At 72.4% G+C, this 23,732-nt stretch carries 21 protein-coding genes; 8 read left to right on the forward strand and 13 right to left on the reverse strand.

The annotated features are described in order from the left end of the window. The 4 genes from ACTVAJ_RS22445 to ACTVAJ_RS22460 form a co-directional block, all read right to left on the reverse strand. Positions 1–1,455 (reverse strand): VMAP-C domain-containing protein, encoded by a 1,455-nt coding sequence (locus ACTVAJ_RS22445; RefSeq protein WP_470390203.1) that lies wholly within the window; start codon positions 1,453–1,455, stop codon positions 1–3. Continuing rightward, positions 1,452–2,426, reverse strand: a complete 975-nt coding sequence (locus ACTVAJ_RS22450) for a S1 family peptidase (RefSeq protein ID WP_470390204.1) — start codon at positions 2,424–2,426, stop codon at positions 1,452–1,454. The genes ACTVAJ_RS22445 and ACTVAJ_RS22450 overlap by 4 nt, the downstream gene beginning before the upstream one ends. A gap of 365 nt (positions 2,427–2,791) precedes the next feature. Further along, positions 2,792–3,208, reverse strand: coding sequence for a DoxX family protein (locus ACTVAJ_RS22455; RefSeq protein ID WP_470390205.1), 417 nt, complete (start codon positions 3,206–3,208; stop codon positions 2,792–2,794). Positions 3,209–3,409: 201 nt separating this feature from the next. Beyond that, positions 3,410–3,895 carry a MarR family winged helix-turn-helix transcriptional regulator gene (locus ACTVAJ_RS22460; RefSeq protein WP_470390206.1) on the reverse strand — a complete coding sequence of 162 codons (486 nt, stop codon included), beginning with the start codon at positions 3,893–3,895 and terminating at the stop codon, positions 3,410–3,412. A gap of 71 nt (positions 3,896–3,966) precedes the next feature. Between ACTVAJ_RS22460 and ACTVAJ_RS22465 the strand changes: the two genes are divergently transcribed. Together ACTVAJ_RS22465 and ACTVAJ_RS22470 are read left to right on the forward strand one after the other, a co-directional pair. Beyond that, on the forward strand, positions 3,967–4,749 hold the full coding sequence (locus ACTVAJ_RS22465) for a dioxygenase family protein (protein WP_470390207.1): 783 nt from the start codon (positions 3,967–3,969) through the stop codon (positions 4,747–4,749). A 67-nt stretch (positions 4,750–4,816) separates the two neighbouring features. Then, on the forward strand, positions 4,817–5,392 hold the full coding sequence (locus ACTVAJ_RS22470; protein ID WP_470390208.1) for an NADAR family protein: 576 nt from the start codon (positions 4,817–4,819) through the stop codon (positions 5,390–5,392). Between the two features lie 24 nt (positions 5,393–5,416). Here ACTVAJ_RS22470 and ACTVAJ_RS22475 read toward each other — a convergent pair whose 3' ends face one another. Beyond that, positions 5,417–7,660, reverse strand: coding sequence for a protein kinase domain-containing protein (locus tag ACTVAJ_RS22475; RefSeq protein WP_470390209.1), 2,244 nt, complete (start codon positions 7,658–7,660; stop codon positions 5,417–5,419). A gap of 230 nt (positions 7,661–7,890) precedes the next feature. Between ACTVAJ_RS22475 and ACTVAJ_RS22480 the strand changes: the two genes are divergently transcribed. Both ACTVAJ_RS22480 and ACTVAJ_RS22485 read left to right on the forward strand, forming a co-directional pair. Beyond that, positions 7,891–8,631: an SDR family NAD(P)-dependent oxidoreductase gene (locus tag ACTVAJ_RS22480; RefSeq protein ID WP_470390210.1), complete on the forward strand. Its 741-nt coding sequence runs from the start codon at positions 7,891–7,893 to the stop codon at positions 8,629–8,631. Between the two features lie 381 nt (positions 8,632–9,012). Next, positions 9,013–9,255, forward strand: a complete 243-nt coding sequence (locus ACTVAJ_RS22485) for a hypothetical protein (protein ID WP_470390211.1) — start codon at positions 9,013–9,015, stop codon at positions 9,253–9,255. 51 nt (positions 9,256–9,306) lie between these two features. On the opposite strand, the gene ACTVAJ_RS22490 is transcribed toward ACTVAJ_RS22485, so the two are convergent. Next, positions 9,307–10,071: an SDR family NAD(P)-dependent oxidoreductase gene (locus ACTVAJ_RS22490; RefSeq protein ID WP_470390212.1), complete on the reverse strand. Its 765-nt coding sequence runs from the start codon at positions 10,069–10,071 to the stop codon at positions 9,307–9,309. Positions 10,072–10,196: 125 nt separating this feature from the next. Here ACTVAJ_RS22490 and ACTVAJ_RS22495 point away from each other — a divergent pair, with 125 nt between their 5' ends. Beyond that, on the forward strand, positions 10,197–11,063 hold the full coding sequence (locus ACTVAJ_RS22495; protein ID WP_470390213.1) for a helix-turn-helix transcriptional regulator: 867 nt from the start codon (positions 10,197–10,199) through the stop codon (positions 11,061–11,063). An 83-nt stretch (positions 11,064–11,146) separates the two neighbouring features. Here ACTVAJ_RS22495 and ACTVAJ_RS22500 read toward each other — a convergent pair whose 3' ends face one another. After that, positions 11,147–12,448, reverse strand: coding sequence for a L,D-transpeptidase (locus tag ACTVAJ_RS22500; protein ID WP_470390214.1), 1,302 nt, complete (start codon positions 12,446–12,448; stop codon positions 11,147–11,149). Between the two features lie 321 nt (positions 12,449–12,769). Between ACTVAJ_RS22500 and ACTVAJ_RS22505 the strand changes: the two genes are divergently transcribed. Beyond that, complete coding sequence (locus ACTVAJ_RS22505) at positions 12,770–13,093, forward strand: DMT family transporter (protein WP_470390215.1); 324 nt, start codon at positions 12,770–12,772, stop codon at positions 13,091–13,093. A gap of 62 nt (positions 13,094–13,155) precedes the next feature. Then, positions 13,156–13,767 carry a TetR/AcrR family transcriptional regulator gene (locus ACTVAJ_RS22510; RefSeq protein WP_470390216.1) on the forward strand — a complete coding sequence of 204 codons (612 nt, stop codon included), beginning with the start codon at positions 13,156–13,158 and terminating at the stop codon, positions 13,765–13,767. Here the strand turns inward: ACTVAJ_RS22510 and ACTVAJ_RS22515 are convergent. Beyond that, positions 13,703–14,539, reverse strand: a complete 837-nt coding sequence (locus ACTVAJ_RS22515; protein ID WP_470390217.1) for a DUF6597 domain-containing transcriptional factor — start codon at positions 14,537–14,539, stop codon at positions 13,703–13,705. The two genes, ACTVAJ_RS22510 and ACTVAJ_RS22515, sit on opposite strands and share 65 nt — an antisense overlap. Before the next feature lie 94 nt (positions 14,540–14,633). On the opposite strand from ACTVAJ_RS22515, the gene ACTVAJ_RS22520 reads away from it, so the two are divergent. Then, on the forward strand, positions 14,634–15,185 hold the full coding sequence (locus tag ACTVAJ_RS22520) for a TIGR03086 family metal-binding protein (protein WP_470390218.1): 552 nt from the start codon (positions 14,634–14,636) through the stop codon (positions 15,183–15,185). Positions 15,186–15,208: 23 nt separating this feature from the next. On the opposite strand, the gene ACTVAJ_RS22525 is transcribed toward ACTVAJ_RS22520, so the two are convergent. The 5 genes from ACTVAJ_RS22525 to ACTVAJ_RS22545 form a co-directional block, all read right to left on the reverse strand. Beyond that, positions 15,209–17,281 (reverse strand): ABC1 kinase family protein, encoded by a 2,073-nt coding sequence (locus tag ACTVAJ_RS22525; RefSeq protein ID WP_470390219.1) that lies wholly within the window; start codon positions 17,279–17,281, stop codon positions 15,209–15,211. A gap of 301 nt (positions 17,282–17,582) precedes the next feature. Then, positions 17,583–19,229, reverse strand: a complete 1,647-nt coding sequence (dacB, locus tag ACTVAJ_RS22530; protein ID WP_470390220.1) for a D-alanyl-D-alanine carboxypeptidase/D-alanyl-D-alanine endopeptidase — start codon at positions 19,227–19,229, stop codon at positions 17,583–17,585. Between the two features lie 332 nt (positions 19,230–19,561). Next, positions 19,562–21,751, reverse strand: coding sequence for an ABC transporter ATP-binding protein (locus ACTVAJ_RS22535; RefSeq protein ID WP_470390221.1), 2,190 nt, complete (start codon positions 21,749–21,751; stop codon positions 19,562–19,564). Further along, on the reverse strand, positions 21,748–22,668 hold the full coding sequence (locus tag ACTVAJ_RS22540; protein WP_470390222.1) for an ABC transporter permease: 921 nt from the start codon (positions 22,666–22,668) through the stop codon (positions 21,748–21,750). Before ACTVAJ_RS22540 ends, ACTVAJ_RS22535 begins: the two co-directional genes overlap by 4 nt. Further along, complete coding sequence (locus tag ACTVAJ_RS22545) at positions 22,661–23,671, reverse strand: ABC transporter permease (protein ID WP_470390223.1); 1,011 nt, start codon at positions 23,669–23,671, stop codon at positions 22,661–22,663. The genes ACTVAJ_RS22540 and ACTVAJ_RS22545 overlap by 8 nt, the downstream gene beginning before the upstream one ends. Positions 23,672–23,732: the final 61 nt, after the last annotated feature.

The following is a 23,732-nucleotide window of genomic DNA, read 5'->3' on the forward strand; positions in this document are numbered from 1 at the left end:
CTATTGGATGCTGTCGGTGGACATCTGCGGAGGGGGTTCCGGCAGGACCGGAAAGGGATCGTGGTAGATGACGGCGATCTCGAGACTGCCCTCGATGTACCCGCTCTCACTCGGTGACACGCGTCCGGAGCGAGAGCTGTGGAGAACTTCGGGGAGTGCGCGGATTTCCTCCGAGGTCACGGTCACCTCCCGTCCCACACGAACCGGATTCAGCCATGATCCGATTCCCGGACCGAATTCCGCGGATCTCCAGACCACAACCGGGACCCCAAGCGTAATCGCCGACCAGACCTGTGTATACCAACGACTCAGACGGGAGGGAACGGACAGAACGATCACCCGGTCGTCCTGGAGCCGTTCGGGAAGGGGTTCTTCGTCCATTCCCCGGTCGTGGAACTCGTCGAGCGCGAGCGCCTCACCGCTCGACTCCAACCGCCGCCACCTGTTGACGCACGTGCCCCACACGTCACGGTCCGCCCGGTCCGGGAGCAACTCCTCCGCCCGGTACACCACCTCCGCGCGGGCACCCAGCGCAAGACCGCCGGAGCGGGCGCACTGCCAGGTATCGGCCTGGAGGCGGTCGAGCAGGGGCAGCGGCGCGACCAGTTCGACCCGCCTGCCGGCGTGGTGCGCCACCCGGGGGTCGGCCTCCATACGGCTGAGCAGTGCGCCGATCCGCTCCCCGATCGAGGCCGGGTCGGCGTCGGCGTGCAGGTCGTGGTCGCAGAACTCCGGTTCCTCGCCTCGGCGCTGGCTGAGGACGGTCCAGTACTCCAGTTCGTAGCGGTCGCGCCGCGTGCCCTGCCCGACGCGTACGACCAGCCGGGCCGGGCGTTCCGGCGCGGGCGGCGCCCCGGGGGTCTCCGGAGGGCGCAGGCCCCGGCCCCAGTCCTCCAGCAGGCCCGTGTCGAGCGTCCTCAGATGGCGGGCGACCTCCGCGCAGAACAGGAGGACCGGCGGCTCCCCGTCCGGCGGGGCGGGACGCTCGGCGAGGTCCATGAGGGCGTCCCAGGCCGTGGCCGGCTCGGGGGTGTCGACCCGGAAGGTGGGTGGCCGGACGCGCTCGAAGACCGCCTCGACCTTGTCGAAGAGGACGCGGGACAGCTCGGCCCGCACCGTGCCCACGTCCCGGACGTCGCGGACCTCGACGTGCTGGGCGAGCAGGGAGTACTCCTCCTCGTCGAGGAGGGGGCGGGCCGCGTCCGCGGCAGCCCGGGCGCTCCGGCCGCGGTCCTCCAGGTGGAGGACCCAGCGCAGCAGGCAGCCGACGCACTCCCGGTCCCGGCAGAGCTGGACGAGTCTGCGGGCGAAGGCGGAGGGCGCCCCGGACGCGTCCGTGTCCCGGCGGACGGCGCCGGGCAGGTACCGCAGGAGCTGCTCCCGGTGCTCCGGGGAGTAGACGTGTTCGACGTCGCACAGCGCGAGAGCCAACCGCTCGACGTCCCGCGCGGTCACCCGGAGCCCCGCTCCAGCAGCGGAGCCGCGGCATCGCGGACGCGCCGCATGGACGCGCTGCCCTCCTCCCAGCCGTCCAACTGGTCGAGGAGTTCGGCGAGGAGGTCGAACTCGTGGTGGGCCAGGTGGACGAGTGAGGTGGCGAAGGTGCGCGGGTCCTGGTCGAGGCGCACCCGCACCCGCAGCCGCCGGTCGAGCTCCCGGTGGAAGGACCTGCGCTGGTCGGGGGAGACCAGGGTGTCCAGGTCGGACATGGCGAGGCCGGTCGCGGTGACCGCCCGGCGCACGGCGCCGTCGGCCGGGGCCCGGCGGGGGGACGGGGACCGGTCCGTGGCGGGGGCCGCGGGGGCCGCCCGGTCCGCCTCCCACACCGGGCGGATCTCCGTCATGGGAATCATCCAGCCCAGCCTGCCTTCGGTGGCCGCCTCACACACGATGCCCACAAGGGCGTCCGTCCTCTCCTCTCGGACACCGCCGCCGCTGAAACCCCGGGTGAAGACGGCTCCCGTACCGGGGTCGGTGTCGATCTGGACGTACTCGGGGCGGCTGCCGCCCGATCCGGCGACGCTCCCGTTGACCCACCGGCCGGAGGGCGACTGGGCGAAGCCGACGACGCGGACGCGGTCGCCCACCCGCGGTGGACCGGCGAGGGCCGCGGGGCGGGCCGGAGCGGGGCGGTCCAGACGCAGGACGGCCGCGTCCCAGGGTCTCGTGTCGCGCCACCACCAACCGTCCGGCAGGACCTCGGCCGTGGCGGTCCAGCCGTCGGCGCCACGGGGGGCGTCCACGCGCACGCGGCTGCCCGGGCCCGCATCGCCGACGGCGGCGCGGACGACGTGGGCGCACGTGACCACGTGGTGGGAGGTGACCAGTACCGCCGCCCCGTGGAGGGCGGAACCGTTCCGGTCGGTGACACGCAGCTGCCAGTCGGCGGAATTCTGGTACGACGGGTATGTGGCCAGGTGGGACAAGCAGGCTCCCGTTCGGCACAGGGGAGGAAAAGGGGGACGGAGGTCCTTTCCACCCGGCTGTCGACGTGGATTTCACCTGATTCTACCTACCGACCCTAAAACCCCACAATACACAAATCCTTATAGCGCCTGGCCTGAATGGTGAATTGAGTAGAGAAGTGCCCCGGCCCACCCGTTTCCGACCGGGGTGCCGCGACGTCGGCCGCGAAGTCCATCACTCCTGGTCACGGGAAGAGTGCCCGGCGCAGGGGAGCCTCCGCACACGACGACGGAGCCCGCCGGAGGGGGTGGGGACTCCCGCGTCCCCGACCTTCCAGGAGGCTCCGTCACACGTCGGCCCGCCGTCCCGGCGACCCGGCCGCGGCCTACTCCCGGCGACCGCGACGGCCCCACGGCATGACCCGGTCCAGGGCGAAGCGCCCGCCGGAGAACCCGAGCGCGAGCGCCGCCGCGCCGAGCACCACGACCAGCTCGAACTCGCTGAGGGCCTGACCGGCGTGGGCGAAGACGTAGGCGCCGACCATCTGGAGGGCCAGGGCGATCCCCGCGAGGGACAGCGCGAACCCGACGATCAGCGCGATCCCTCCGCCGACCTCGACGAGTCCGCCGACGACCGCGGCGACCTCGGGCATGGGGACACCGACCATCCCGAAGAACTCGGCCGTGGCGCCGGGGTCGGACAGCTTGGGCAGACCGTGGTAGACGAACACACCGCCGACGACGAGCCTGGCCAGGAGGCTCGTGAAGTCGCCGACTCTCAACGGGGATGACTGCTCGTTCATGGGCGTTCCTGCTTTCGTGAGCGGGCACTCCGGAGGTGGGCACCCCGGAGCGGTCGCTTGAGACTACAACCTTTTCCCATACAAATACATACACCTTCGTGGCCATTTGACCACGTGCGGTAACGGGATCCGGGTAGACCAAGCCGACGTCAGCCCTGTTCGGAAGGGGGGAGGGGACGAACCACCCCCCTCCCCGCACCCCTACGAACCCGGGTAACGAGGCTCCTCACCCCCGGGATCGAGGGCGCCCAGCATCGCCTCCGAGATCTCCCCGAGCTGGACGACCTGGTCGGGCGAGAGCGTGTCGAAGAGCACCCTGCGCACCTCCTCCACGTGCCCCGGCGCCGCCTCCCGCAGCACCCCCGCCCCCTCGGGGGTGAGGGAGACGATCGTCGTGCGCCGGTCCCCCGGGCGCTTGAACCGGCGCACGAGCCCGTCCCCCTCCAGGCGGGCCACCGCGTGGGAGAGCCGGCTCGGCGAGGAGCGCAGGATCCTGGCCAGCTCCGTCATCGTCAGCGAGCGGTCCGGGGCCTCGGAGAGCATGGCGAGCGCCTGGTAGTAGGCGTGGGGCAGCCCGGAGTCCCTCCTGAGCTGGCGATCCAGGGCACCGTCCAGCAGGTGGACGGCCATCAGGAAGGTTCGCCAGGTCCGCTGCTCACCCTCGTCGAGCCACCTCGTGTCGGCCACCGCTCCCCCGGAATACTTGAGAGTTCAACTATGTTCTGGACACCAGATGGATCCCACGATCGGAGGACCCCGTGTCGACCACGCGCATGCCGACCCTGTACCTGAGCCATGGAGCGCCGCCGCTGGCCGACGACGACCGGTGGACGCGGGAACTCGCCGACTGGTCTGGTGGTCTGGCCCGCCCCAGGGCCGTTCTCGTGGTGTCCGCCCACTGGGAGGACGCCCCGCTCACCGTCGGCGCCACGGCGGACGACGTGCCGCTGACCTACGACTTCTGGGGCTTCCCGCAACGCTACTACGAGGTCACCTATCCCTCTCCCGGAGCTCCGTGGCTCGCCGAACGGGTCCGGTCGCTCGTCACCGGTCCGGGTGGGAGCGTCCGCCAGGCCCCCGCCCGAGGGCTCGACCACGGGGCCTACGTCCCCCTCAAGGAGATGTACCCGGAGGCCGACGTCCCGGTCCTCCAGGTGTCCATGCCGACACTCGACCCGGACGAACTGCTCACCCTCGGGCGCCGCCTCGCACCCCTGCGCGACGAGGGCGTCCTCATCGTCGGCAGCGGGTTCACCACCCACAACCTGCGCGAGATGTCCCGCCGGACCCACGGGGAACCGCCGTCCTGGTCGGCGGAGTTCGACGACTGGGTGCACCGGGCGGTGGCCGACCACGACGTCGACGCCCTCCTGGACTTCCAGAGCAAGGCCCCGGCCGCCGCGCTCGCCCACCCCCGCAGCGACCACTTCGCACCGCTGTTCGTCGCCCTGGGCGCCAGTCTGGACGACCACGAGCGGTCGACGTCCACGGTGGACGGCTTCTGGCACGGGCTGGCCAAGCGCTCCTTCCAGTTCGACTGACGGGCGGGGTGCCGCGGGCCACAAACCCGGTGTCCGGGTGTCGGCGGCCTCTGCGACGATGCGGTACATGACGGACACCAGGAGCCCGGCCGACGCACGTTCGGTGAACGAGCTGACCACGGCCGCGGGACGCCCGAAGTACCTGCACTTCTGGGGCCACCGGCCGCCCGCGTCGGGAGGTGTCTCGGCGAACTGCCTGTCGCAGTGGTGGCCCGCCGGCTTCACCGTGGACGGGATCGCCTACACCACGGCCGAGCACTACATGATGGCGGGTAAGGCACGGCTGTTCGACGACGGGGAGGCCGCCGAGCGCATCGTCGCGGCGGGCCACCCCGGGGAGGCCAAGAGGCTCGGCCGCCAGGTCCGCGGGTTCGAGCAGGCGGCCTGGGAGGCCGCCCGGTTCGGGATCGTGGTGGACGGCAACGTCGCCAAGTTCGGACAGAACCCGGACCTGCGGTCGTTCCTGCTCGGCACCGGGAACCGGGTCCTGGTGGAGGCCAGCCCCCGGGACCGGGTGTGGGGGATCGGCCTGGGCGCCCGGGACGGGAACGCCGAGCGGCCCGAGCGCTGGCGCGGGCTCAACCTCCTGGGCTTCGCCCTCATGGAGGCCCGGGCCCGGTTGGCGGCGGGCGCGGGGAGCTGACCCCCGCCCCGTCTCCGGGAGCCGTCAGGCGGAGCCGATCCGGGCCACGCTCTCCCCGAGGTCCCGGCTGACCTGCGGGCCCAGCGGGGTGTACCCGACACTCTCGGCGACCTGCGCGCCGTCCTCGGTGAGCGCGTAGGTCCAGAAGTCGCGCAGCGCGGCGCCCGCCCCGCCGTCGTAGCCGCACTCGAAGGCGAACACGTGGCTGATCCGCATGATCGGGTAGGCGTCGTTCCAGGCCGTCGGCAGTTCGGCGATCCCGTCGGTGCCCAGCACCAACTGCTCGGTCGCCGCGCGCGTGCTCTCGGCGGTGGGGCTGACCGGGATACCGTCCGCGTTCAGGACCGGCACGGTCAGCAGACCCGCCTCGTCGGTGGAGGCGGCGTTGACGAAGCCGATGTTGCCCTCGTCCGCCAGGAGCGTCTGGGCGACGCCCTCGTCACCCACGGCGGCGAGGGCGGTAGGACCCCAGTCCACGACCTGCCCGGCGACGCCGTGGCGCTCCCGCCACGTGTCGCCGTACTCGGCCATGAACTCGCTGAAGACCCTCGCGGTGGAGGCGGTGGCGTCGTGGCGGACCGGGACGATCTCCAGGTCGGGGAATGCGTCGGCGGGCGGTTCCGTGACGTCGTCGTAGGCGGGGAGGTCCCGGTAGTTGGTCGCCTCCCCGGTGTAGACCGCCTCCAGTTGGTGCGCGTTGAGCTCGACCCCGCCGACCTGCGGGTCCGCCGTGACGACGGCCACGGCACCGGTCACCACGGGGAACTGCACGACCGGGCAGCCGCGGGCGTCCTCGGCCTCCCGGCGCTGGGCGTCGGTGAGACCGAAGTCCGAGACACCGAAGTCCGTCTCGCCCTCGACGAACAAGGTCGCACCGCCCTGTGAACCGACGGAGTCGTAGGAGACCGAGACACCCGACTGCCGATTCTCCGTGTACTCCTCCGCCCATGTCCGGACCGCCGCGTCGGCGAAGGAGGAGCCGGCGCCCGCGATCCCACCGGACAGCGTGCCCGGAGCGGCGGGTTCGACGGCCGGGGCGGCGTCCCCGGCGAACTCCGGATCCGGGTCGGCGGCGACCCCGGCGGAGAGGCGCTCGGCGGCGTACAGACCGAACGCGCCGAGGACCGAGAGCGACAGGGCTCCCGCGCCCAGGACGAGGGGGATCCCCCAGCGGCGGGGGCGCCTCCCGTCCTCGCGCGACGGAGGCGGCGGGGGTGGCACCGGCGACCCCGGCTCCGCCGTGAGCGGGGTCCACCGCGGCGTGGGCGGGCCGACCTGCGGAGCGTACGGGCTGGGGGGCGGCGCGGGGACGGGCGCGAAGGTCGGCGCGGTCGCCCCGGACACCGCCTCCGCGTCCCCGGTGTCCGGCTCCCAGAGGTCGCGGATGAGTCCGGCGACGATGGTGGTGTCGTCGTCCCCGGGACCGTCCGGGACCGGACCGGCGACGCGGTGCACGAGTTCCGCCGCCGGGGGCCTGCGTCCGGGGTCCTTGTCCAGGGCCTGGACCACCGGGCCCGCGAGCTCCTCGGGCAACCCGTCCAGGTCGGGTTCCTCACTGAGGATGCGGTACATGAGCGTCTCCGCCCCTCCGCCGCCGAACGGCGGGCGCCCCGTGGCGGCGAAGGCGACCATGGCGCCCCACGCGAAGACGTCGGCCTCGGGCCCGCTGACGCCCCGGTAGCGCTCCGGGCTCAGCCAGGCCGGGGAGCCCACCAGGCCGCCGGTCCGGGTCAGACCGGTCTCGTCGACCGCCCGGGCGATCCCGAAGTCGAGCACCTTGGGGCCGTCGGGGGCGAGGATGACGTTGGACGGCTTGAGGTCGCGGTGCAGGACCCCGGACGCGTGGATCGCGGCGACGGCCTCGGCCATACCCGCCGCGAGCACCCGGGCGCGGGGCGGCGGCAGCGCCCCGCCCCGGCGGACGCGGTCGCCCAGAGTGGGTCCGGGCAGGTAGGCGGTGGCGTACCAGGGCCGGCCCGCGCTCGTGTCGTGGGCGAGGACGGGGGCGATGCAGCGGGCCCGGACCCGGCGCATCAGCTCGATCTCGCTGGCGAAGCGGGCCCGGAACTCGGGGTCGTTCGCGTATTCGGACCGCACGACCTTGATCGCCACCCAGGCCCCGCGGGGGTCGGTCGCCGCCAGGACCACGCCCATCCCGCCCGCGCCGAGCCTGCCGTGGACGGTGAACGGCCCGATCGCCCGGGGATCGGCGGGCTGGAGCGGGGTCGGACCGGGCGGTCCGGACGGCGGATGGGGCGGGCGGGTCATGGAAGTCCTCGGGGTTGGGGCCTCCACCCCGCGGTACGGCGTCGGTCGCGTCCCGCGGGAGGAAATCGGTCACGCGGTTGGGACGCCTCGCGGGCCCCGACCGTTCACGCTCGCCAGCGGTCCGGAAACCGGCCGCCTCGGTCCCGGGGCCCGGGAGCCGCTCCGCGCACCAAACGAGACGGCCGTTTTCCGCCAGCGGAGAACCGGAGCCGGGAACCAGACTGGCGCCCATGAACGCACTGGAGAACAGGACCGCGCTGGTGACCGGCGGCAGCAGGGGGATCGGAGCGGCGAGCGCCGTCCGCCTCGCCGAGGCGGGCGCGGACGTCGCCCTCACCTACGTCCGGGACGAGGAGGCCGCCCACGGTGTCGTGGCGGCCATCGAGAAGACCGGGCGACGGGCCGTGGCCCTCAGGGCGGACAACGCCGACGCCGACGCCGTGGTCGCGGCGGTGGAGCGCGCCGTGGAGACCTTCGGCCGCCTGGACGTACTCGTCAACAACGCGGCCCTGTTCACCGTCGGTCCGACCGAGGACGTGACCGCCGAGGAGATCGACCGGGTCCTGGCGACCAACGTGCGGGGCACCCTGGTGGCCACCCGGGCGGCCCTGCGCCACATGGGTGCGGGAGCCAGCGTGGTCACCGTCGGCAGCAACGTGGTCGACCACGTCCCCTTCCCCGGGCTGACGCTGTACGCGACCAGCAAGGCAGCCCTCGTCGGCATGACGCGGGGGCTGGCGCGTGAGGTGGGCCCGCGGGGGATCACCGTCACCATGGTCAACCCGGGCCCCGTGGACACCGACACCAACCCCGCCGACGGCCCCAACGCCGACGGCATCCGCTCCCTGGTCCCCCTCGGCCGGTTCGCGCGTCCGGAGGAGATCGCCGACACGGTGGTCCATCTGGCGGGCCCCGGAGGGCGGTACGTGACGGGTTCGGCGATCGACGTGAACGGGGGCATCAACGCGTGACCACGGATCACGGCACACGGCCCGCAAAAAGAAAGACGAACACTGATTTCGCATAAGTGACTTAGCACCCGTTTCTCCCCCTCGGCGGCTATGAGGGGGAGAATTCGCCTGGGGTAAACCCTCCGTTTGGCTCCGGGCGCGATGCCACAGGAGTAGAGTCCGGGAACGCGGACAGTACGGTGCCCCGGCACCCGCGCCCGTTCCCCGGAGCACTCCGGGTCTCGGCATTCTCGCCGCCACCCTTCAGCGATTCCCGTGGCCACCGGTCGACAGCGTGGTCACGCGCCCCGGGAAACTGGTCCACCACGCGCGCACGGCGCGCCGCGTTCGTTCCGGGAAACGCCGTCCTCACATTGACGCGACCAGATCCAGGGGATTCCCATGGCCTATTACCGCATCCACCTCAACGACGGCTCCTCCCGCACCCTCCAGGCGGTGCGCATGCGCACCGACGCGCACTGCATCTACCTGGAGGAGCGCGCGGCCGGCGCGTGGCGCGAGGTGTTCACCAACCCGCTCACCGAGATCGACCGCGTCCAGCGCCGCTTCACCGAGAACGACGGCACCTGGACATGGCTCAACGAGCGGATGCCCGCGCCCATCGGCGGTGTGCGCGCCTGGTGAGCCGCGGGCCGCGCACGAGGGGGCGGGCCGACCGGTGACCCGAGCCCGCCCCTACCAGGGCAGGACGCCGTAGCTCTCCGGATCAGGCTCCGCCGCCCGGTGCCCCCACAGCACACCGGAGGGCCCCTCGTCCGGCAGGGTCGCCAGGTGCAGGCTCACCCGTGCCCCCTGCTCGGCGGTACGGGTGCCGCTGTGCCCGTTGAGATCGGTGGCGCAGTACCCGGGGTTGGCGGCGTTGACCTTGATCGGGGTGTCCCGGAGCGCCTTGGCGTACAGCGCGGTCACCATGTTGACGGCGGACTTGGACAGCGGGTAGCCAGGCGTGACGGGCATGGCGGAGAAGGGGCCGCCGGGATCGGTCATCGTGGCGACGGACCCGATCTCGCTGGACACGTTCACCACCCGCGCGGCGGCCGAGGCACGCAGCAGCGGGAGGAAGGCGTCGGTGACCCCGACGACCGCGACCACGTTCACCTCCAGCATCCGGCGCACCGCAGCCAGGTCGGTGTCGCCGAACGCGCCCCAGCCCTCGGCGATCCCCGCGTTGTTCACCAGAACGTCCAAGCGCCCGTAGGCCTTCTCGACCCGCGCGACCGCGGCCGCGACACTCTCCGGGTCAGTGACGTCCAGCCGTACCGCGTGGGCGTCGAGGCCCTCGCCCCGGAGTACGCTCTGGGCCTCGGCACCGAGCTCGGCGTCCCTGGCGCCGACCAGTACCGTCATCCCCTCCAGCCCGAGCAGCCGCGCGGTCTGGAGACCGATCCCCCTGTTCGCCCCGGTCACCAGGGCCACCTTCGTGTCATGTGTGTCGGTCATGGACCCATCGTCGAACCCGTGCGCGGCGGACGGGAGGGACCCGGTGATGGTGGTACGGGTCGTACCACCCGCAGCGGCGCGGCATGGGGCAGTCTGGTGCCCCCAGATCCCGAGGAGGCACGGCCGTGGTGAACCGCCGCGAACTCGCCGCGTTCCTGCGCGCCAGGCGCGCCCGGACCGTCCCCCGCGACGTCGGGCTGCCCGACACCGGGCGCAGGCGCACCCCCGGTCTGCGGCGGCAGGAGGTCGCCCAGCTCGCCGGGATGTCGGTCGAGTACTACATCCGCCTCGAACAGGCACGCGGGTCCAACCCGTCGCCACAGGTCCTGGCGGCGCTCGCCCGTGCTCTGATGCTGGACACGGACGAGCGCGCCTACCTGTTCCGGGTGGCCGGGGCCCCTCCACCGGAGATCCGGGTGCCGGACCGGGAGGTGCCGACCGCCGTGCGCCATCTGATCGCCCACCTGACCACGACCCCCGCCTACGTGATCAACGCCGGGTACGACGTGCTCGCACGGAACGAACTGGCGGTGCACTTCCTCGGCGGAGCGCCTGAGGACGGAACCCGGCACAACGTGATCGAGTGGATGTTCCAGGGGGCGGAGGACGACCCGCACTGGGCGGACCCGGACATGGAGGACTTCGCGCGCCAGTCGGTGGCCGACCTGCGCGCCGCCTACGCCCGGTACCCGGGTGATCCGAACATCGCAGCGATGGTGACGACCCTGCTCGGGACCTCTCCCCGGTTCGCGCGGATGTGGGAGGCCCATGACGTCCGGGAGCGGCGCGGTCATCGCAAGCGCGTGCACCATCCGGTCGTGGGTCCGCTGGAGTTCGACTGCCAGGTGCTCTTCGTCTCCGACACCGACCAGCGCCTGATCACGTACTGTCCGGAGCCCGGTTCGCCCACAGAGGCGGCGATGCTGCGGCTGCGGTCCACGCCGCCCCCGCCCGCGGTCAGGCCACCGTCCGCCGACGGCACGGTCGGGTAGGGGCGCCGAACGGACGAGGGGCGCCGGGAACCCGCGGCGGGTTCCCGGCGCCCCTGTCGGCGCCTGTGGGCGGAGGGTTCCGGTTACAGGCCCTCACCGTGGGGTGAGCCGGAGGTCCCGGAGCCGTCGGTGGCCTGCTCACCGGTCAGGCTGGCGTCCAGCCACTCGTCCCAGGACATCTGGAAGAAGCCCCAGCCGTTGTTCCACTCCAGCTCGCGGTCGGTACCGGTGGTCTCCATGACGTCACCCATGAGCGTGTTCTCGAAGACCCACCGGGCGTCGTCCATCCGCAGGTTGGTGCAGCCGTGGGAGGTGTTGGCGGAGCCGATGTTGCCGTTGTAGGAGGCCTCGTGGAGGAACTCGCCGCTGTTGGAGGTGCGGACGGCGTACCGGACGTCCACCAGGTAGGAGTCCGGGGAGTCCGCGGGGATGCCGACCGTCGTCGAGTCCATGGTCAGCTGCTCGTAGCGCTCCATGAGCACGTGGGTGCCGCTGGTGGTGGTGTACATCCGCTGGGAGCCGTCGCCGTTGCTGACCGGGATGACCCGGTCCTCCTCACCGTCGATGTTGACGGTCAGCTCGTGGTCGGGCACGTGCATGGTCATGATCAGCTCGCGGCCGACCTCGAAGTCGATCTGGTAGTTGCGGATGCCGTAGACGCCGTCGGAGGCCTCGACACCGGCCAGGTGGAGGTCGACGGTCACGTTCTGGTGGGCGTCCCAGTACTCCTCGGGCCGGAAGACGGCCATCTGGTCCGACACCCAGTTCCAGGCGCCCGCGATCTCCTGGTCCGCGGTCACCTCCATGGAGTTCTCGACCTGTTCCTTGTTGGTGACGGGCAGGTCGAAGTTGATCACCACGGGCATGCCGACGCCGACCGTGTCACCGCTCTGGGGGTAGTTGGAGGCCAGTTCCAGGCGCTGGCCGGGGGTGGCGTCGAGCGTGGTGAAGGTGTGGGAGAGCTCGGTCTCCTCACCGGCCGCGTTCGCGGCGGTGGCCGTGACGACGACCTCGGAGCCGGGGCGCAGGTTCCAGTCGCTGACCCACTCGGTCTCGCCCTCGTTGAGGGTTCCGGTCATCTCGTAGAGGGAGGGGTCCTCCGCGCCCTCGCCCCCGGCCGAGGCCTCGTTGACCATCACCTGGTCGACCTGGACGTCGGTGATGACGCCGCCCTCGGCGGTCACGCGGACCGGGGAGTTCGGAGCGACCTCGGAGCCGCCGTCCTCGGGGGTGATCGACAGAGCCGCCGGGTCTGCGTCGATCGCGGTCTCCCCGCCGCTCTGGGGCTCGGCGTCACCGGACGTACAGGCAGTGGCCGCGAGCGCCAGCGCCATCAGTCCGATGCCGAACCGACGCGTCACCGCCGGGGTGGTGTTGCCCGTCACGTCTGGACCTCCATCTTGAACGCTGAGTGCCTGCCGGGTGCCTGACGCACGCCTTCGACAGTTGAGACGCGCGAACGCCGAAAAAGTTCGGAACTTCCGCGGATCGGTATAGAGAGGTGATCACCGGGCGCGTGGGGCAAAGGCACCGGAACAGCCGACGATACATCCCGGGGCAGGAGTCCGACCCTCCGGTCCCGAGATTACGGTCATCCGAGACCCCACACGCACACAGACCGATCACACCGGGGAATACCTGAGCGAACGCGCAGGTTTCTGCGTACAATCTGGAGCACTCGATCAGGTTTCTCCGAAGGGGGTCCCATGCCGTGGATCTGGCTGTTCGGCGCGATCATCGCCGAAGTCGCCGCGACGACGTCGCTGAAGCTCTCCGAGGGGTTCACCCGGCTCGTCCCCTCGGTGATCGTGGCTGTCGGATACGTCACGGCCTTCGCCATGCTCTCCCAGGCGCTGAGCCGGGGCATGGCGCTCGGCGTGGCCTACGGAGTGTGGGCGGCCGCGGGCATCGCCCTGGTCGCCGTGATCGGAGCGATGTTCCTCGGAGAGTCCCTCACCTGGATTCAGGTGGGCGGTATCGCCCTGGTCATCGGCGGTGTCATGGCGCTGGAGATGGGCGGCTCCCACTAGGAGGCGCCCGCGGGGAGACGGGCGGCCCCGGCAGCGACGGGAACGGCGGAACACCACGGACAATGGAACACGTGAGCGAGACCGAGCACATCACCGACGGCCGACGGCGCAAGGGCGAACAGCGCCGGCGGCTCCTCCTGGACGCCACGATGCGGATCATCGAACGCGAGGGCGTGGCCGCCGTCAGCCAGCGCCGGGTCGCGGCCGAGGCGGAGGTGCCGCCGAGCGCGGTCACCTACTACTACGCGGCGGTGGACGACCTCCTGGTGGACGCCCTCACCCGGGTCAACGACACCTACGTGGCCGCGATCGCCGCGCTGCCCGACGACCCCCACGGTGCCCTGCGCGGGTTCGCCGCCCTGGTGGCCACGGGATCGGACGCCGACCGGGCGCACATGATGGCCGAGTGCGAACTCTTCCTCATCGCCGCCAGGCGGCCGTCCATGCGTGCGCAGATCGAGCGCTGGAACCAGGCCGTGGACTCCTTCCTCGCGCCCTACCTGACCGACCCGGTGGCCAGGGCGGGGGCGGCCGCCGCCGTCGACGGCCTGATGCTGCGCGGTTGCACCGCCGACCCGGCGCCGAAGGTGGACGAGGTGTACGCGGTGCTCAGCCGCCTGGTGCCCGCCGACGCCGCCCCAGAGCGGCGTACCGCCCCGGAGGCATCCCGATGACGGAGGTGAACTCGCGGGTCAGGTGGGACTGGTCGCTGTAGCCCAGTTCCGCGGCGAGCCCGCCCCAGTCCGGCCGCTCACCCGACCGGGCGCGCTCGGCCGCCTCGTAGAGCCGGTAGCGGCGGATCACCGTCTTGGGCGGGAGGCCCACGTGGTCGGCGAACCGGCGCTGCAGGAGGCGGACACCGATCCCCTCGCGCACCGCCAGATCGGACACGCTCACCGCCGACGGGTCGGCGGCCAGCCGGTCCACGAGGTCGGCGGTGTCCTCGGCGGGGTGGCGCCGACCGGGGAGCCGCGCGGCCAGGAGGCCGTCCACCCACGCGACCAGGGGCGCCGGACCGTCGTGGGCGGGAACGTCGGCGTCGAAGAGTTCCGACCAGGGCAGCGCGGCGTCCGTGATCGCGGCCATGGAACGGCCGAGGAGGGGCCGGAAGCCGGCGGGGCGGAACATGACGCCCAGAGCCCAGCCGACCCCCTCCAACCGGCGCGGGACCACACGCGTGGCGGGCCCGTGCACCACGGCGCTCCCGTCGTGGAACACGATGTTGACCACGGGGTGCGGCAGGACCCGTTGGGTGTACGGCGCCCGTCCGGCCAGGTCCCACGCGGCCACCCAGTAGCGGTCCACGAAACGGGAGACGGGCGCCGAGGGCGCGTGCCGGTCGAGCCGGAAGCGGCCCAGGCCGGTCTCCGGATCGAGGATGCCCCGCGCGTCCCGTTCCACGGGCCGCGGGCCCGACCGTCCGGTGTCGGCTGCTCGGTCACCCATATTCGAACACCTGTCTGTCGTGTTTGTTCAAGACCGCGGAGGCCGCCCGGAGCAGACTGGGCACCACCGACGACTCCTGGGAGAGGGATCCGCCATGAGTGACACCGCCAAGCGCTACGACCGGCTGTCCACCGCGTTCGCCGCCGCCGTCGCGGCCGTTCCCGAGGACGGCTGGTCGGCCCCCACACCCTGTCCGGGCTGGACCGCGCGCGACCTCGTCCGCCACGTCGTGGACACCCAGGGCATGTTCCTCGGCCTGGTGGGCCGCGGGCTCGGGGACATCCCCTCGGTGGACGACGGTCCGGCCGCCGCCTGGGAGGCCGCCCGGACGGTGGTCCTGCGCGACCTGCACGACCCCGGGCGCGCCGCCGCCGAGTTCGACGGCCTCTTCGGCAGGACCACGTTCGCCGAGGCGGTCGACCGGTTCCTGGCGTTCGACCTCGTGATCCACCGCTGGGACCTGTGCCGCGCGACCGGACAGGACGAGCGCATGGACCCGGAGGATCTGGACTGGGCCCGCGAGGCCGCCGACGGCTTCGGGGCGAACCTGCGCCGCGAGGGCGTGTGCGGCCCCGAGCTGACCCCGCCCGAGGACGCCGACGACCAGACCCGCCTGCTCGCCCACCTCGGCCGCCGCGCCTGGTGAACCCCCTGCCCCGCGCCGCACGGTCAGCCGTCCGTCCCGCGGCGCGCGGCACCGACCTTGGCCATCCCGACCAGCAGGCGCAGGATCATCAGCCCCGACGCGGCCAGCAGCGCCCAGGCCGCGATGTTGAGCACCTGGACGCGCGTGGGGAGCTGCGCCCACACCACGTCGGGGCCCTCGGTGACGTTGAACAGCCCCACCGACATCAACCCGGTGGCGAAGGTCAGGGCGGTGAGCACCACACGCTGGGTCACCGCCCGGAACAGGGCGCGGTCCGCCGGGTGGGCGAACAGGCGCACCCGGACGGTGAACCTGCCCTTGTGCAGTTGGTCGGTGACCCGGTCCAGTCTCCGGGGCAGGCGGCGGAGCGTGGGCATGAGCGCGGCCAGCTCCGCCATCGCCGCGTCACGGATGTTGCCTCCGGTCAGAGCATCCGCCATGTGCTCCTCAGCGAACCTGCGCGCCTCGGTGACGGTGTCGAACCCCGGAGAGAGGTGCACCAGTGTGCCCTCCAGCGTGGCCAGGGCCCGGAACACCGCCGCCAGCTCCGGCGGCAGGGAGAGGCCGAACCGGGTGACGATGAGCATCAGCTCGGTGAACATGCGCATGCTGGCGGCCGCGCCGCCCTGCAGGTACCGGGCCATGAACTGGCCCAGGGCCCGGCGCAGGCGCTCCTCGTCCACCTCGGAGGGGTCGTCGACCACGTCGAGCAGGGTGTCGGTGAGCAGGACCGCGTCGGTGCGGTCGAGGGCCAGGAGCATCATGCGCAGGGCCTCGCGGGTCTGCCCGTCCAGGCGGCCCACGGAGCCGTAGTCCAGCAGCCCCACGCCGCCGTCGTCGAGCAGCAGGATGTTGCCCGGATGCGGGTCGGCGTGGAAGATGCCGCCGAGCATCACCTGTTCCAGCAGGCAGTCCAGCAGCACCCGGGCGAGGCGGCCGCCGTCGGCCCCGTCCAGGTCGGCCCCGCCCAGAGGCGTTCCGTGCAGGCGCTCCATGACCAGGACCCGGCGCGTGGTGTAGGCCTCGTGCACGGTGGGGATACGCACCGGCGAACCGGCGGTGGCCTCGGCGACGGCGGCGATGTTGGCCGCCTCCACCTCGAAGTCCAGTTCCTCCAACAGCGCCTCGGCGAACCCCTCCGCCAGGTCCACCACACCGATGGCCGGGCCCCAGTCGGTTCCCCGGTGGAACCTGCGCGCCAGTCGGCGGATGATGTCGAGGTCGCGGTGGACGACCGGCCCCACGCCGGGGCGCTGCACCTTGACCACCACCTCCTCCCCGTCCGCCAGGCGGGCCAGGTGCGCCTGGGCGATGGAGGCGGCGGCGAGCGGTTCGGCGGAGAAGTCCGCGAAGACCTCGGCCAGGGGGCGGCCCAGCGAACCCTCGACACACTCGCGGACCCGGTCGAACGGTACGGGGGCGACCTCGCTGTGCAGGCGGCCCAGTTCCTCGACGAACACCGGGGGCAGCAGGTCGCGACGGGTGGCCATCACCTGCCCGAGCTTGACGAACACCACCCCGGCCTCCTCCATGGACCGGGCGAGCGAGCGGGCAAGACGACGCTGGGTGGAGGCGTCCCCACCGCCGTCCCGGGGGCGGGTGACGTACCCCCACAGCCCGTGTCTGGCCAGGATCCACACGATCCGGCGGTAGCGGCCGATCCGCTTGGACCAGAGCACGACCGCGCGCGCGGCGGCCACCGGACGCAGTCGCGTGCCCTGCGGCAGGGCGAGTTCGATGGCGACGAAGACGAGCAGCGCCGCGGCCGCCATGGACAGCGCCATCAGGGCGACGAAGCCCGGGCCCAGGGGCTCCTGGTAGGGGTCGAAGTCCGGTGAGTCGGGCACGGTTCCGAAGTAGAGGAGCACGCCGACGACGCCGCCGAGCATCATCCCGACCGCTCCGGCGAACACGAGTCGCGGCGCGTTGAAGGGAACACCCATCATCCGGCTCGCCAGGACGCCCAGTCCCAGCAGCAGGAGGACGAAGAAGACCGGCGACAGGATCTGCCCCAGCCACGCCGTACCGTCCGCGACCGCCGAGCCCAGCAGGGCGGCCGACGCGTGCACGGGGAGCTCCTGGAGGCGGCTGAACATGACCACGGACCCTTCCGGGGCGTCATGACGGGTGCGCCCTTGCGCGGGCACGCACGTCAGCGGGGAGGCGAGAACGGTGTGGCGCCGTGCATCCCGGGATGGCGGGTGCTGGAGGAGGGGACGCCTGGCACCGAGTCTGCCACTTTCGTCCCCGCGGCGGGCGATCGCGTCCACAGGCTGTGGACAACCCATCGCGCCCGCCCCCGACGAGAGCGGGGCGCGCCCCGAAGGAGCGCGCCCCGCCACGTCGACCGTCGGCCCATCGGCCCATCGGCCCGCCGGCCCGCAGACCGTCAGCGGGTCAGCAGGTCAGCTCCCACGAGCACTCCAGCTCGCCGCTGCCCTGGCGCTGGGCGGACCCCCGCTGGGAGAAGGTCGTCACCGGGGCCTCGTGGCCCAGGTACTCGGCGATCCGGATCGCGATCCCGTCCTGCACGTGGTACGGCGCCCAGCCCGAGTGACCGTTGTTGATCACGCTGAACACCAGGTCACGGCCGTCGGGGCCGGTGACGTACCCGGACAGCGCGCTGACCCCCGACATCGTGCCGGTCTTGGCCTGGACGACGCCGTCCGCGGCGGTGCCGCCCATCCGGTTGGTGAGCGTGCCGCCGACCCACGGGTCGGGGTCGCCCGCCACCGGGATCGCCGCCCGCCACGTGTCGAACCAGGAGGCGTCCCGGACCCGCGTGTACAGGTCGGTGACGGCGTCGGCGGTGGCCCGGTCGGTCCGCGACAGGCCGGAGCCGTCGTTGAGGACGAGGTCGCCGGTGTTCACGCCGAGCCCGGCCACGGCCTCCTCGACCCCGGCCAGGCCGGCCGGCCACGACCCCTCGTCGGCGACCTCGCGGCCGATGCTCTTCACGAGCATCTCCGTGTGGCCGTTGTTGCTGAACTTCAGCAGCGGGACCAGCAGTTCGCCCAGCTGGTCGGACTCGTGGTCGGCCAGCACCTCGGCGTCCGACCGGTCCTGCGGGGTCCGGCCCAGGGTCACGTCGCCCCGGACGCTGACCCCGTACCGCTCCAGCGACTCCCGGAAGACGTGTCCGGCCAGGGCCGCGGGCTCGTCGACCGTGCGCAGCCGCACCACCGGCTCGGCGTCCTCGGGCAGCGAGCCGGTCACGGTGATGGTGTTGGTGCCCGTGGGACGGTCGATGACCACGGAGCCGCTCTCCCCGGCCGCCACGGTGACGGCCTGGTTGTCCAGCTCCATGTAGCCCTCGGCGGCGCCCAGGTCCACGTCGACCGCCTCGCCCTCCCCCGCCGGGGCGACCACGACCTCCGTGACCCCGGTGTCGAGGCGTTCCCCGTGGGCGACGGTCAGCGCGGAGATCTGCGCGTTGTAGGCGTACGGCTCGTCCGAGGGCCACCAGTCGTTCACCAGGCGCTCGTCGTCGAACCAGGTGTCGTCGGCGACCAGGTCGCCGCGCACGGTCCGCACGCCGGAGTCGGCGACCTCCCGCGCCATGGCGTCCAGGTCGTCCGCGGTCAGCGAGGGGTCGCCGCCGCCGACCAGGAACAGGTCCGAGACGGAGGAGCCGCCCCGGCCGATCCGGTCCTCGACCACCACGTCCGTCGTGAACGTGTGGTCGGTGCCCAGGATCTCCAGTCCGGCGGCGGTGGTGAACAGCTTCATGTTGGAGGCCGGGAGCAGCGGCGCGCCGCCGTCGCGCGCGTAGAGCCGCTCACCGGTCTCCGGGTCGACGACGACCACACCGCTGGTCGCGCCCTCCAGGGCGGGGTCCTCCAGCAGGGCGTCGATGTCGGCGCGCAGGTCCGCGAGCCGCTCCTGCTCGTCGACGGCGTCGGCGAACGCGGACGGGGCGGTGAACGGAGCGAAGGCGACCAGGGGGACCGCCGCCATCGCGGCCGCGGCCATCCGCGTCCCGCGGCCGGAGCCGCGGAGGCGACCACGTGTGGGGCGTGGATCGCTGGGGGTTTCGAGGGTCATGGATCTCCTCACGAGATCATCGGTCTTCTACTGCGCCACGGGAATGGCGCCACGAACGTAGCCGACGGTGCGCCCGCCGGACCACGGACTCGCCCGAGGGGGAGGAACACGAGGAGAGCGATGCCACGGTCGTCCCCGTGCGCTCCGGCCCAGGCGTGCCCACCGGTCCGATGCCGGACGCCCCGGTTTCGTTCGCGCCGTCCTCCCCCCGCCCCGGAGAAGCCCCCGCCCGGTGCGGCCGACGGCCCGCACGCCGACGTGACGGCGGGCCGGGCGGCCGCGGCGCGGGGTCGCGCCGGGCGCCCGGCCCGCCGGGGTCCGGGAAACCGGGGTCAGATCAGCTCGACCACCTCCGAGTAGTGGCAGGCGTCGCGGTGGCCGGACCCCCGCTCCTCCAGTTCCGGGGCCTCCTCCACACAGCGGACCTGCTCCTGGTCGGAGAGTTCGCCCGCGAACTTCGGGCACCGCGTCCGGAACCGGCAGCCCGACGGCGGGTCGGCCGGGCTGGGGACGTCACCGGTCACGATGATCCGCTCCCGGGTGCGCTCCTTGACCGGGTCCGGCAGGGGGATGGCGGAGATGAGCGCCTGTGTGTAGGGGTGCGCGGGCGCACCGAACAGCTGGTCGGTGGTACCGGTCTCCACGATCCGGCCGAGGTACATCACGGCCACCCGGTCGGCGATGTGCCTGACCACCGACAGGTCGTGCGAGACGAACAGGTAGGACAGGCCCAGCTCCGCCTGGAGGTCCTCCAGCAGGTTGATCACCCCGGCCTGGATCGACACGTCCAGGGCCGAGACCGGTTCGTCCAGGACCAGCACCCGGGGGTTGAGCGCCAGGGCGCGGGCGACACCGATGCGCTGGCGCTGGCCGCCGGAGAACTCGTGCGGGTACCGGGACCCGTGCTCCGGGTCGAGTCCCACCAGTTCCAGCAGCTCGCCGACGCGCCGCCGGGCCGAGCCGTTGCCCTCGCGGTGGATGCGCAGCGGCTCGGCGATGATGTCCGCCACCGTCATACGCGGGTCCAGCGAGGCGAACGGGTCCTGGAAGACCAGCTGGAGGTCGCGCCGCAGCGGACGCATCTGGCGCGGGGTGAGCTCGTGCAGGGGCTGGCCCTGGTAGTGCACCTCCCCCGACGTCCGCCGGATCAGCTGGAGCAGCAGCCGGGCGGTGGTCGACTTGCCGCACCCGGACTCACCGACCAGGGCCAGCGTCTCCCTCTCCCGCAGTTCCAGGGAGATCCCGGACACCGCCTGCACCTCACCGATCTTCCGCCTGAGCAGGCCCTTCGACCGGATGGGGAAGTTCTTCACCAGATCGGTGACGGTGAGGATGGACTCCCCGCCCGCCGGGGCGGGCACCGCGTCCTCCCCCGCCGCGTCCCCGCCGGCGGACCCCTTCGCGCCGTCCTCCGCCGGCGCCTCCTCCTCCGCGGGCCGGAACAGGTCCGCGGGGCTGGACTCGCCCAGCTCGGCGCTGAAGTGGCACGCGGCGGAGTGCGTCGCGGGGCGGGCCGTGTCGGTGGAGACCCGTTCACCGTGCTCGTCGATCCCGAGCAGGAGCGGCTCCTCCTCGTGGCACACCTGCCGCGCCATGGGACAGCGCGGAGCGAAGGAGCACCCCGGGGGCATGGCCCTGAGGGACGGCGGCGTCCCGGTGATCGGGGTCAGGCGCTCGCGCCGGTCCGCGTCCAGCCGAGGCAGGGAGCCCAGCAGGCCGAGGGCGTAGGGCATCCGCGGCCGGTAGAACACCTCCTCCACGGGGCCCGACTCCACGATGCGGCCGCCGTACATCACGGCGACCCGGTCGACGTTCCCGGCCACCACGCCCAGGTCGTGGGTGATGAGCACGAGCGCCGCGCCGGTCTCCCGCCGCGCGGCGTTCAACGCCTCCAGGACCTGGGCCTGGACGGTGACGTCCAGCGCGGTGGTCGGCTCGTCGGCGATGATGACGTCGGGGTCGTTGGCCATCGCGATCGCGATCACCACGCGCTGGCGCATACCCCCCGACAGTTCGTGCGGGTACTGCTTCAGCCGCTGCTCCGGGTGGGGGATGCCCACCAGCTCCAACAGCTCCAGGGCGCGCTCCATCGCCTTGGCCCTGCCCACGCTCCGGTGCGCGAGCACGGCCTCGGCGATCTGGTAGCCGACGGTGTAGACGGGGTTGAGCGAGGTCAGCGGGTCCTGGAAGATCATCGCGATCTTCTCCCCGCGCACCTTGCTGATCTGCGCGTCCGTCAGCCCGACGATCTCCCGGCCCAGCAGCCGCGCCGAACCGCTCACCCGCGCGTTGCGGGGCAGCAGGCCCATGATCGCCATGGACGTCACCGACTTGCCCGACCCGGACTCGCCGACGATCCCCAGCGCCTCCCCCGCGCGCAGCACGTAGGAGACCTCGCGCACCGCACGCAGCGGCCCGTCGTCGGACTCGAAGGTCACGCTGAGGTCGTCGACCTCCAGCACCACGTCGTCGCGGTCCACGGTGCCTTCCTTCCCAGTGTTGGTCGCGTCCGTCGCGGTCATCGGCGCTCCATGGTCTGTCGCGGGTCCAGGGCGTCGCGGAGCCCGTCACCGATGAAGTTGATCGTCAGGCAGATGACCACCAGCAGGACGCCCGGCGGGTAGAAGAGCCAGGGGCGGGTGGAGGCGGCCGTGCGGGCGTCGCCGATCATCTGGCCGAGGGAGATGTCGGGGAGCTGGATGCCGAAGCTGAGGAAGGACATCCCCGCCTCCAGCAGGATCGCCACGGCCACCAGGAGGGTGGCGGCGACGATGATCGGTCCTGCCGCGTTGGGCAGCAGGTGCCGCACGATGATCCAGCCCGGCGACGCGCCCGCCGCCCTGGCCGCCTCCACGAACTCCTGCTCCCGCAGGGACAGCACCACGCCGCGGACGACACGGGCGATCTGCGCCCAGGAGAACGCGGCGATGATGAGCGCCACCGCCCACCACGTGGTGCCCCCGCGCACGCTTCCGGCGATCGCGGCGACCATGACCAGCAGCGGGACGATCATGAACACGTCGACGATCCGCATCATCAGCGCGTCGGTCCGACCCCCGTAGAACCCGGCGGTCGCGCCCCACAGGGAGCCGACCACCGTGCCGAGGATCGACACGGTGAACGCCACCTTGAGGGTCTGCTGGGCGCCGCGCATGAGCTGTCCGAGCACGTCGTGCCCGGCCGTGGTGGTGCCCAGCGGGTGGTCGGCGCCCGGCGGCACGCTGGGCGGGATCTCCCGGTGGACGAGGTGGTCCCAGGTCCACAGGTAGGGGCCGAGGAAGGCGAAGAGCGTGATCACGACCAGCACGCCCAGGCTGATCATGGCGGGGCGGTGCCGGAGGAACCGCCGCGTGATCATCTGCAGCTGGGTGCGTTCGACGCCGCCCACCCCGTCGGCGGCGGTCTTCCGGGCCGTGCCCGGCGCCCTGTTCTCACTCATAGCGGATCCTCGGGTCGAGCACGCCGTACAGCAGGTCGGCGATGAGGTTGGCCAGGATGACGGTGGTGCCGCTGAGCATCAGCCACGCCATGAGCGCGAAGGAGTCGTTGGCCTCCACCGCCTGGATGAAGAACTCGCCGAGCCCCCGCCACTGGAAGACCCGCTCGGTCAGGACGGTGCCGTCGATGATGGCCGCCATGCCGACGGCCACGACCGTCGTCAGGGGGATCAGTGCGGTGCGCAGGGCGTGCCGCCGGACGACGACGCGGTTGGGCAGCCCCTTGGCGCGCGCCAGGCGCACGTAGTCGCTGTTGAGCACCTCCAGCATGGAGGTGCGCTGGTACCGGCTCCACGACGCGAAGCTGGTCAGCATGAGCACGAGGGTCGGCAGTGTCATGTACGCGAGGGCGTTGGTGAACAGGCCCCACGGGGAGAGCCCCTGCGCCTGGTAGGTGCCGTCGCCGACCGTGGCGAAGAACTGGGTGCCGACGAGTTCGTTGAACGACACCCCGGCCTGCTGGACGATCCCGGCGAACCAGAAGGTCGGCATGGCCAGGGCGAGGAAGCCGACGAAGGTGAGGGTGTAGTCGAGCTTGGAGTACTGCCGCATGGCGCTGACCACGCCGGTCAGGACGGCCAGGCCGATGGCGAAGACGGTCGCCGCGCCCACCAGCCGCAGGGTGACCCCGAGGCGTTCGGCGATGTTGGCGCCGATGTCGTAGGTGGCGCTCTGCGTCGAGGGGCCGAACTTCCCCTGGAGCAGGCCGATGTCGCCGTTGCCGCCGATGCCGGTCATCCAGAGCCAGTAGCGCTCGGGTATGGACCGGTCGAGGTAGAGGCGTTCCGCCTGGAGCTGGATGACCTCCGGGTCCGGGGGCGGCTGCATGACGCGCAGATCGGCCAGGGGGTCGCCGGAGAGGTCGATCAGGGCGAAGGTGAGGATGGACGCCAGGAGGAGGACGGGGATCGCGCCCAGCACGCGCCGCACCGTGTAAACGAGCATGGTGTGTGATCCTTCAGGGTGGACGAGGACCGGCCCGGGCGGGAAGGGTGTTCCCTGCCCG

Source organism: Nocardiopsis sp. KDC1DS13DA1 (assembly GCF_055632325.1).

Bases quoted from the DNA above. Each gene is read 5' to 3' on its own strand.
- ACTVAJ_RS22505 (WP_470390215.1), top strand. From the start codon at position 12,770: ATGCCGTGGATCTGGCTGTTCGGCGCGATCATCGCCGAAGTCGCCGCG.
- ACTVAJ_RS22490 (WP_470390212.1), bottom strand. From the start codon at position 10,071: ATGACCGACACACATGACACGAAGGTGGCCCTGGTGACCGGGGCGAAC.
- dacB (WP_470390220.1), bottom strand. From the start codon at position 19,229: ATGACCCTCGAAACCCCCAGCGATCCACGCCCCACACGTGGTCGCCTC.
- ACTVAJ_RS22510 (WP_470390216.1), top strand. From the start codon at position 13,156: ATGGAACACGTGAGCGAGACCGAGCACATCACCGACGGCCGACGGCGC.
- ACTVAJ_RS22480 (WP_470390210.1), top strand. From the start codon at position 7,891: ATGAACGCACTGGAGAACAGGACCGCGCTGGTGACCGGCGGCAGCAGG.
- ACTVAJ_RS22475 (WP_470390209.1), bottom strand. From the start codon at position 7,660: ATGACCCGCCCGCCCCATCCGCCGTCCGGACCGCCCGGTCCGACCCCG.
- ACTVAJ_RS22515 (WP_470390217.1), bottom strand. From the start codon at position 14,539: ATGGGTGACCGAGCAGCCGACACCGGACGGTCGGGCCCGCGGCCCGTG.
- ACTVAJ_RS22455 (WP_470390205.1), bottom strand. From the start codon at position 3,208: ATGAACGAGCAGTCATCCCCGTTGAGAGTCGGCGACTTCACGAGCCTC.
- ACTVAJ_RS22470 (WP_470390208.1), top strand. From the start codon at position 4,817: ATGACGGACACCAGGAGCCCGGCCGACGCACGTTCGGTGAACGAGCTG.
- ACTVAJ_RS22545 (WP_470390223.1), bottom strand. From the start codon at position 23,671: ATGCTCGTTTACACGGTGCGGCGCGTGCTGGGCGCGATCCCCGTCCTC.
- ACTVAJ_RS22485 (WP_470390211.1), top strand. From the start codon at position 9,013: ATGGCCTATTACCGCATCCACCTCAACGACGGCTCCTCCCGCACCCTC.
- ACTVAJ_RS22535 (WP_470390221.1), bottom strand. From the start codon at position 21,751: ATGACCGCGACGGACGCGACCAACACTGGGAAGGAAGGCACCGTGGAC.
- ACTVAJ_RS22525 (WP_470390219.1), bottom strand. From the start codon at position 17,281: ATGTTCAGCCGCCTCCAGGAGCTCCCCGTGCACGCGTCGGCCGCCCTG.
- ACTVAJ_RS22540 (WP_470390222.1), bottom strand. From the start codon at position 22,668: ATGAGTGAGAACAGGGCGCCGGGCACGGCCCGGAAGACCGCCGCCGAC.
- ACTVAJ_RS22520 (WP_470390218.1), top strand. From the start codon at position 14,634: ATGAGTGACACCGCCAAGCGCTACGACCGGCTGTCCACCGCGTTCGCC.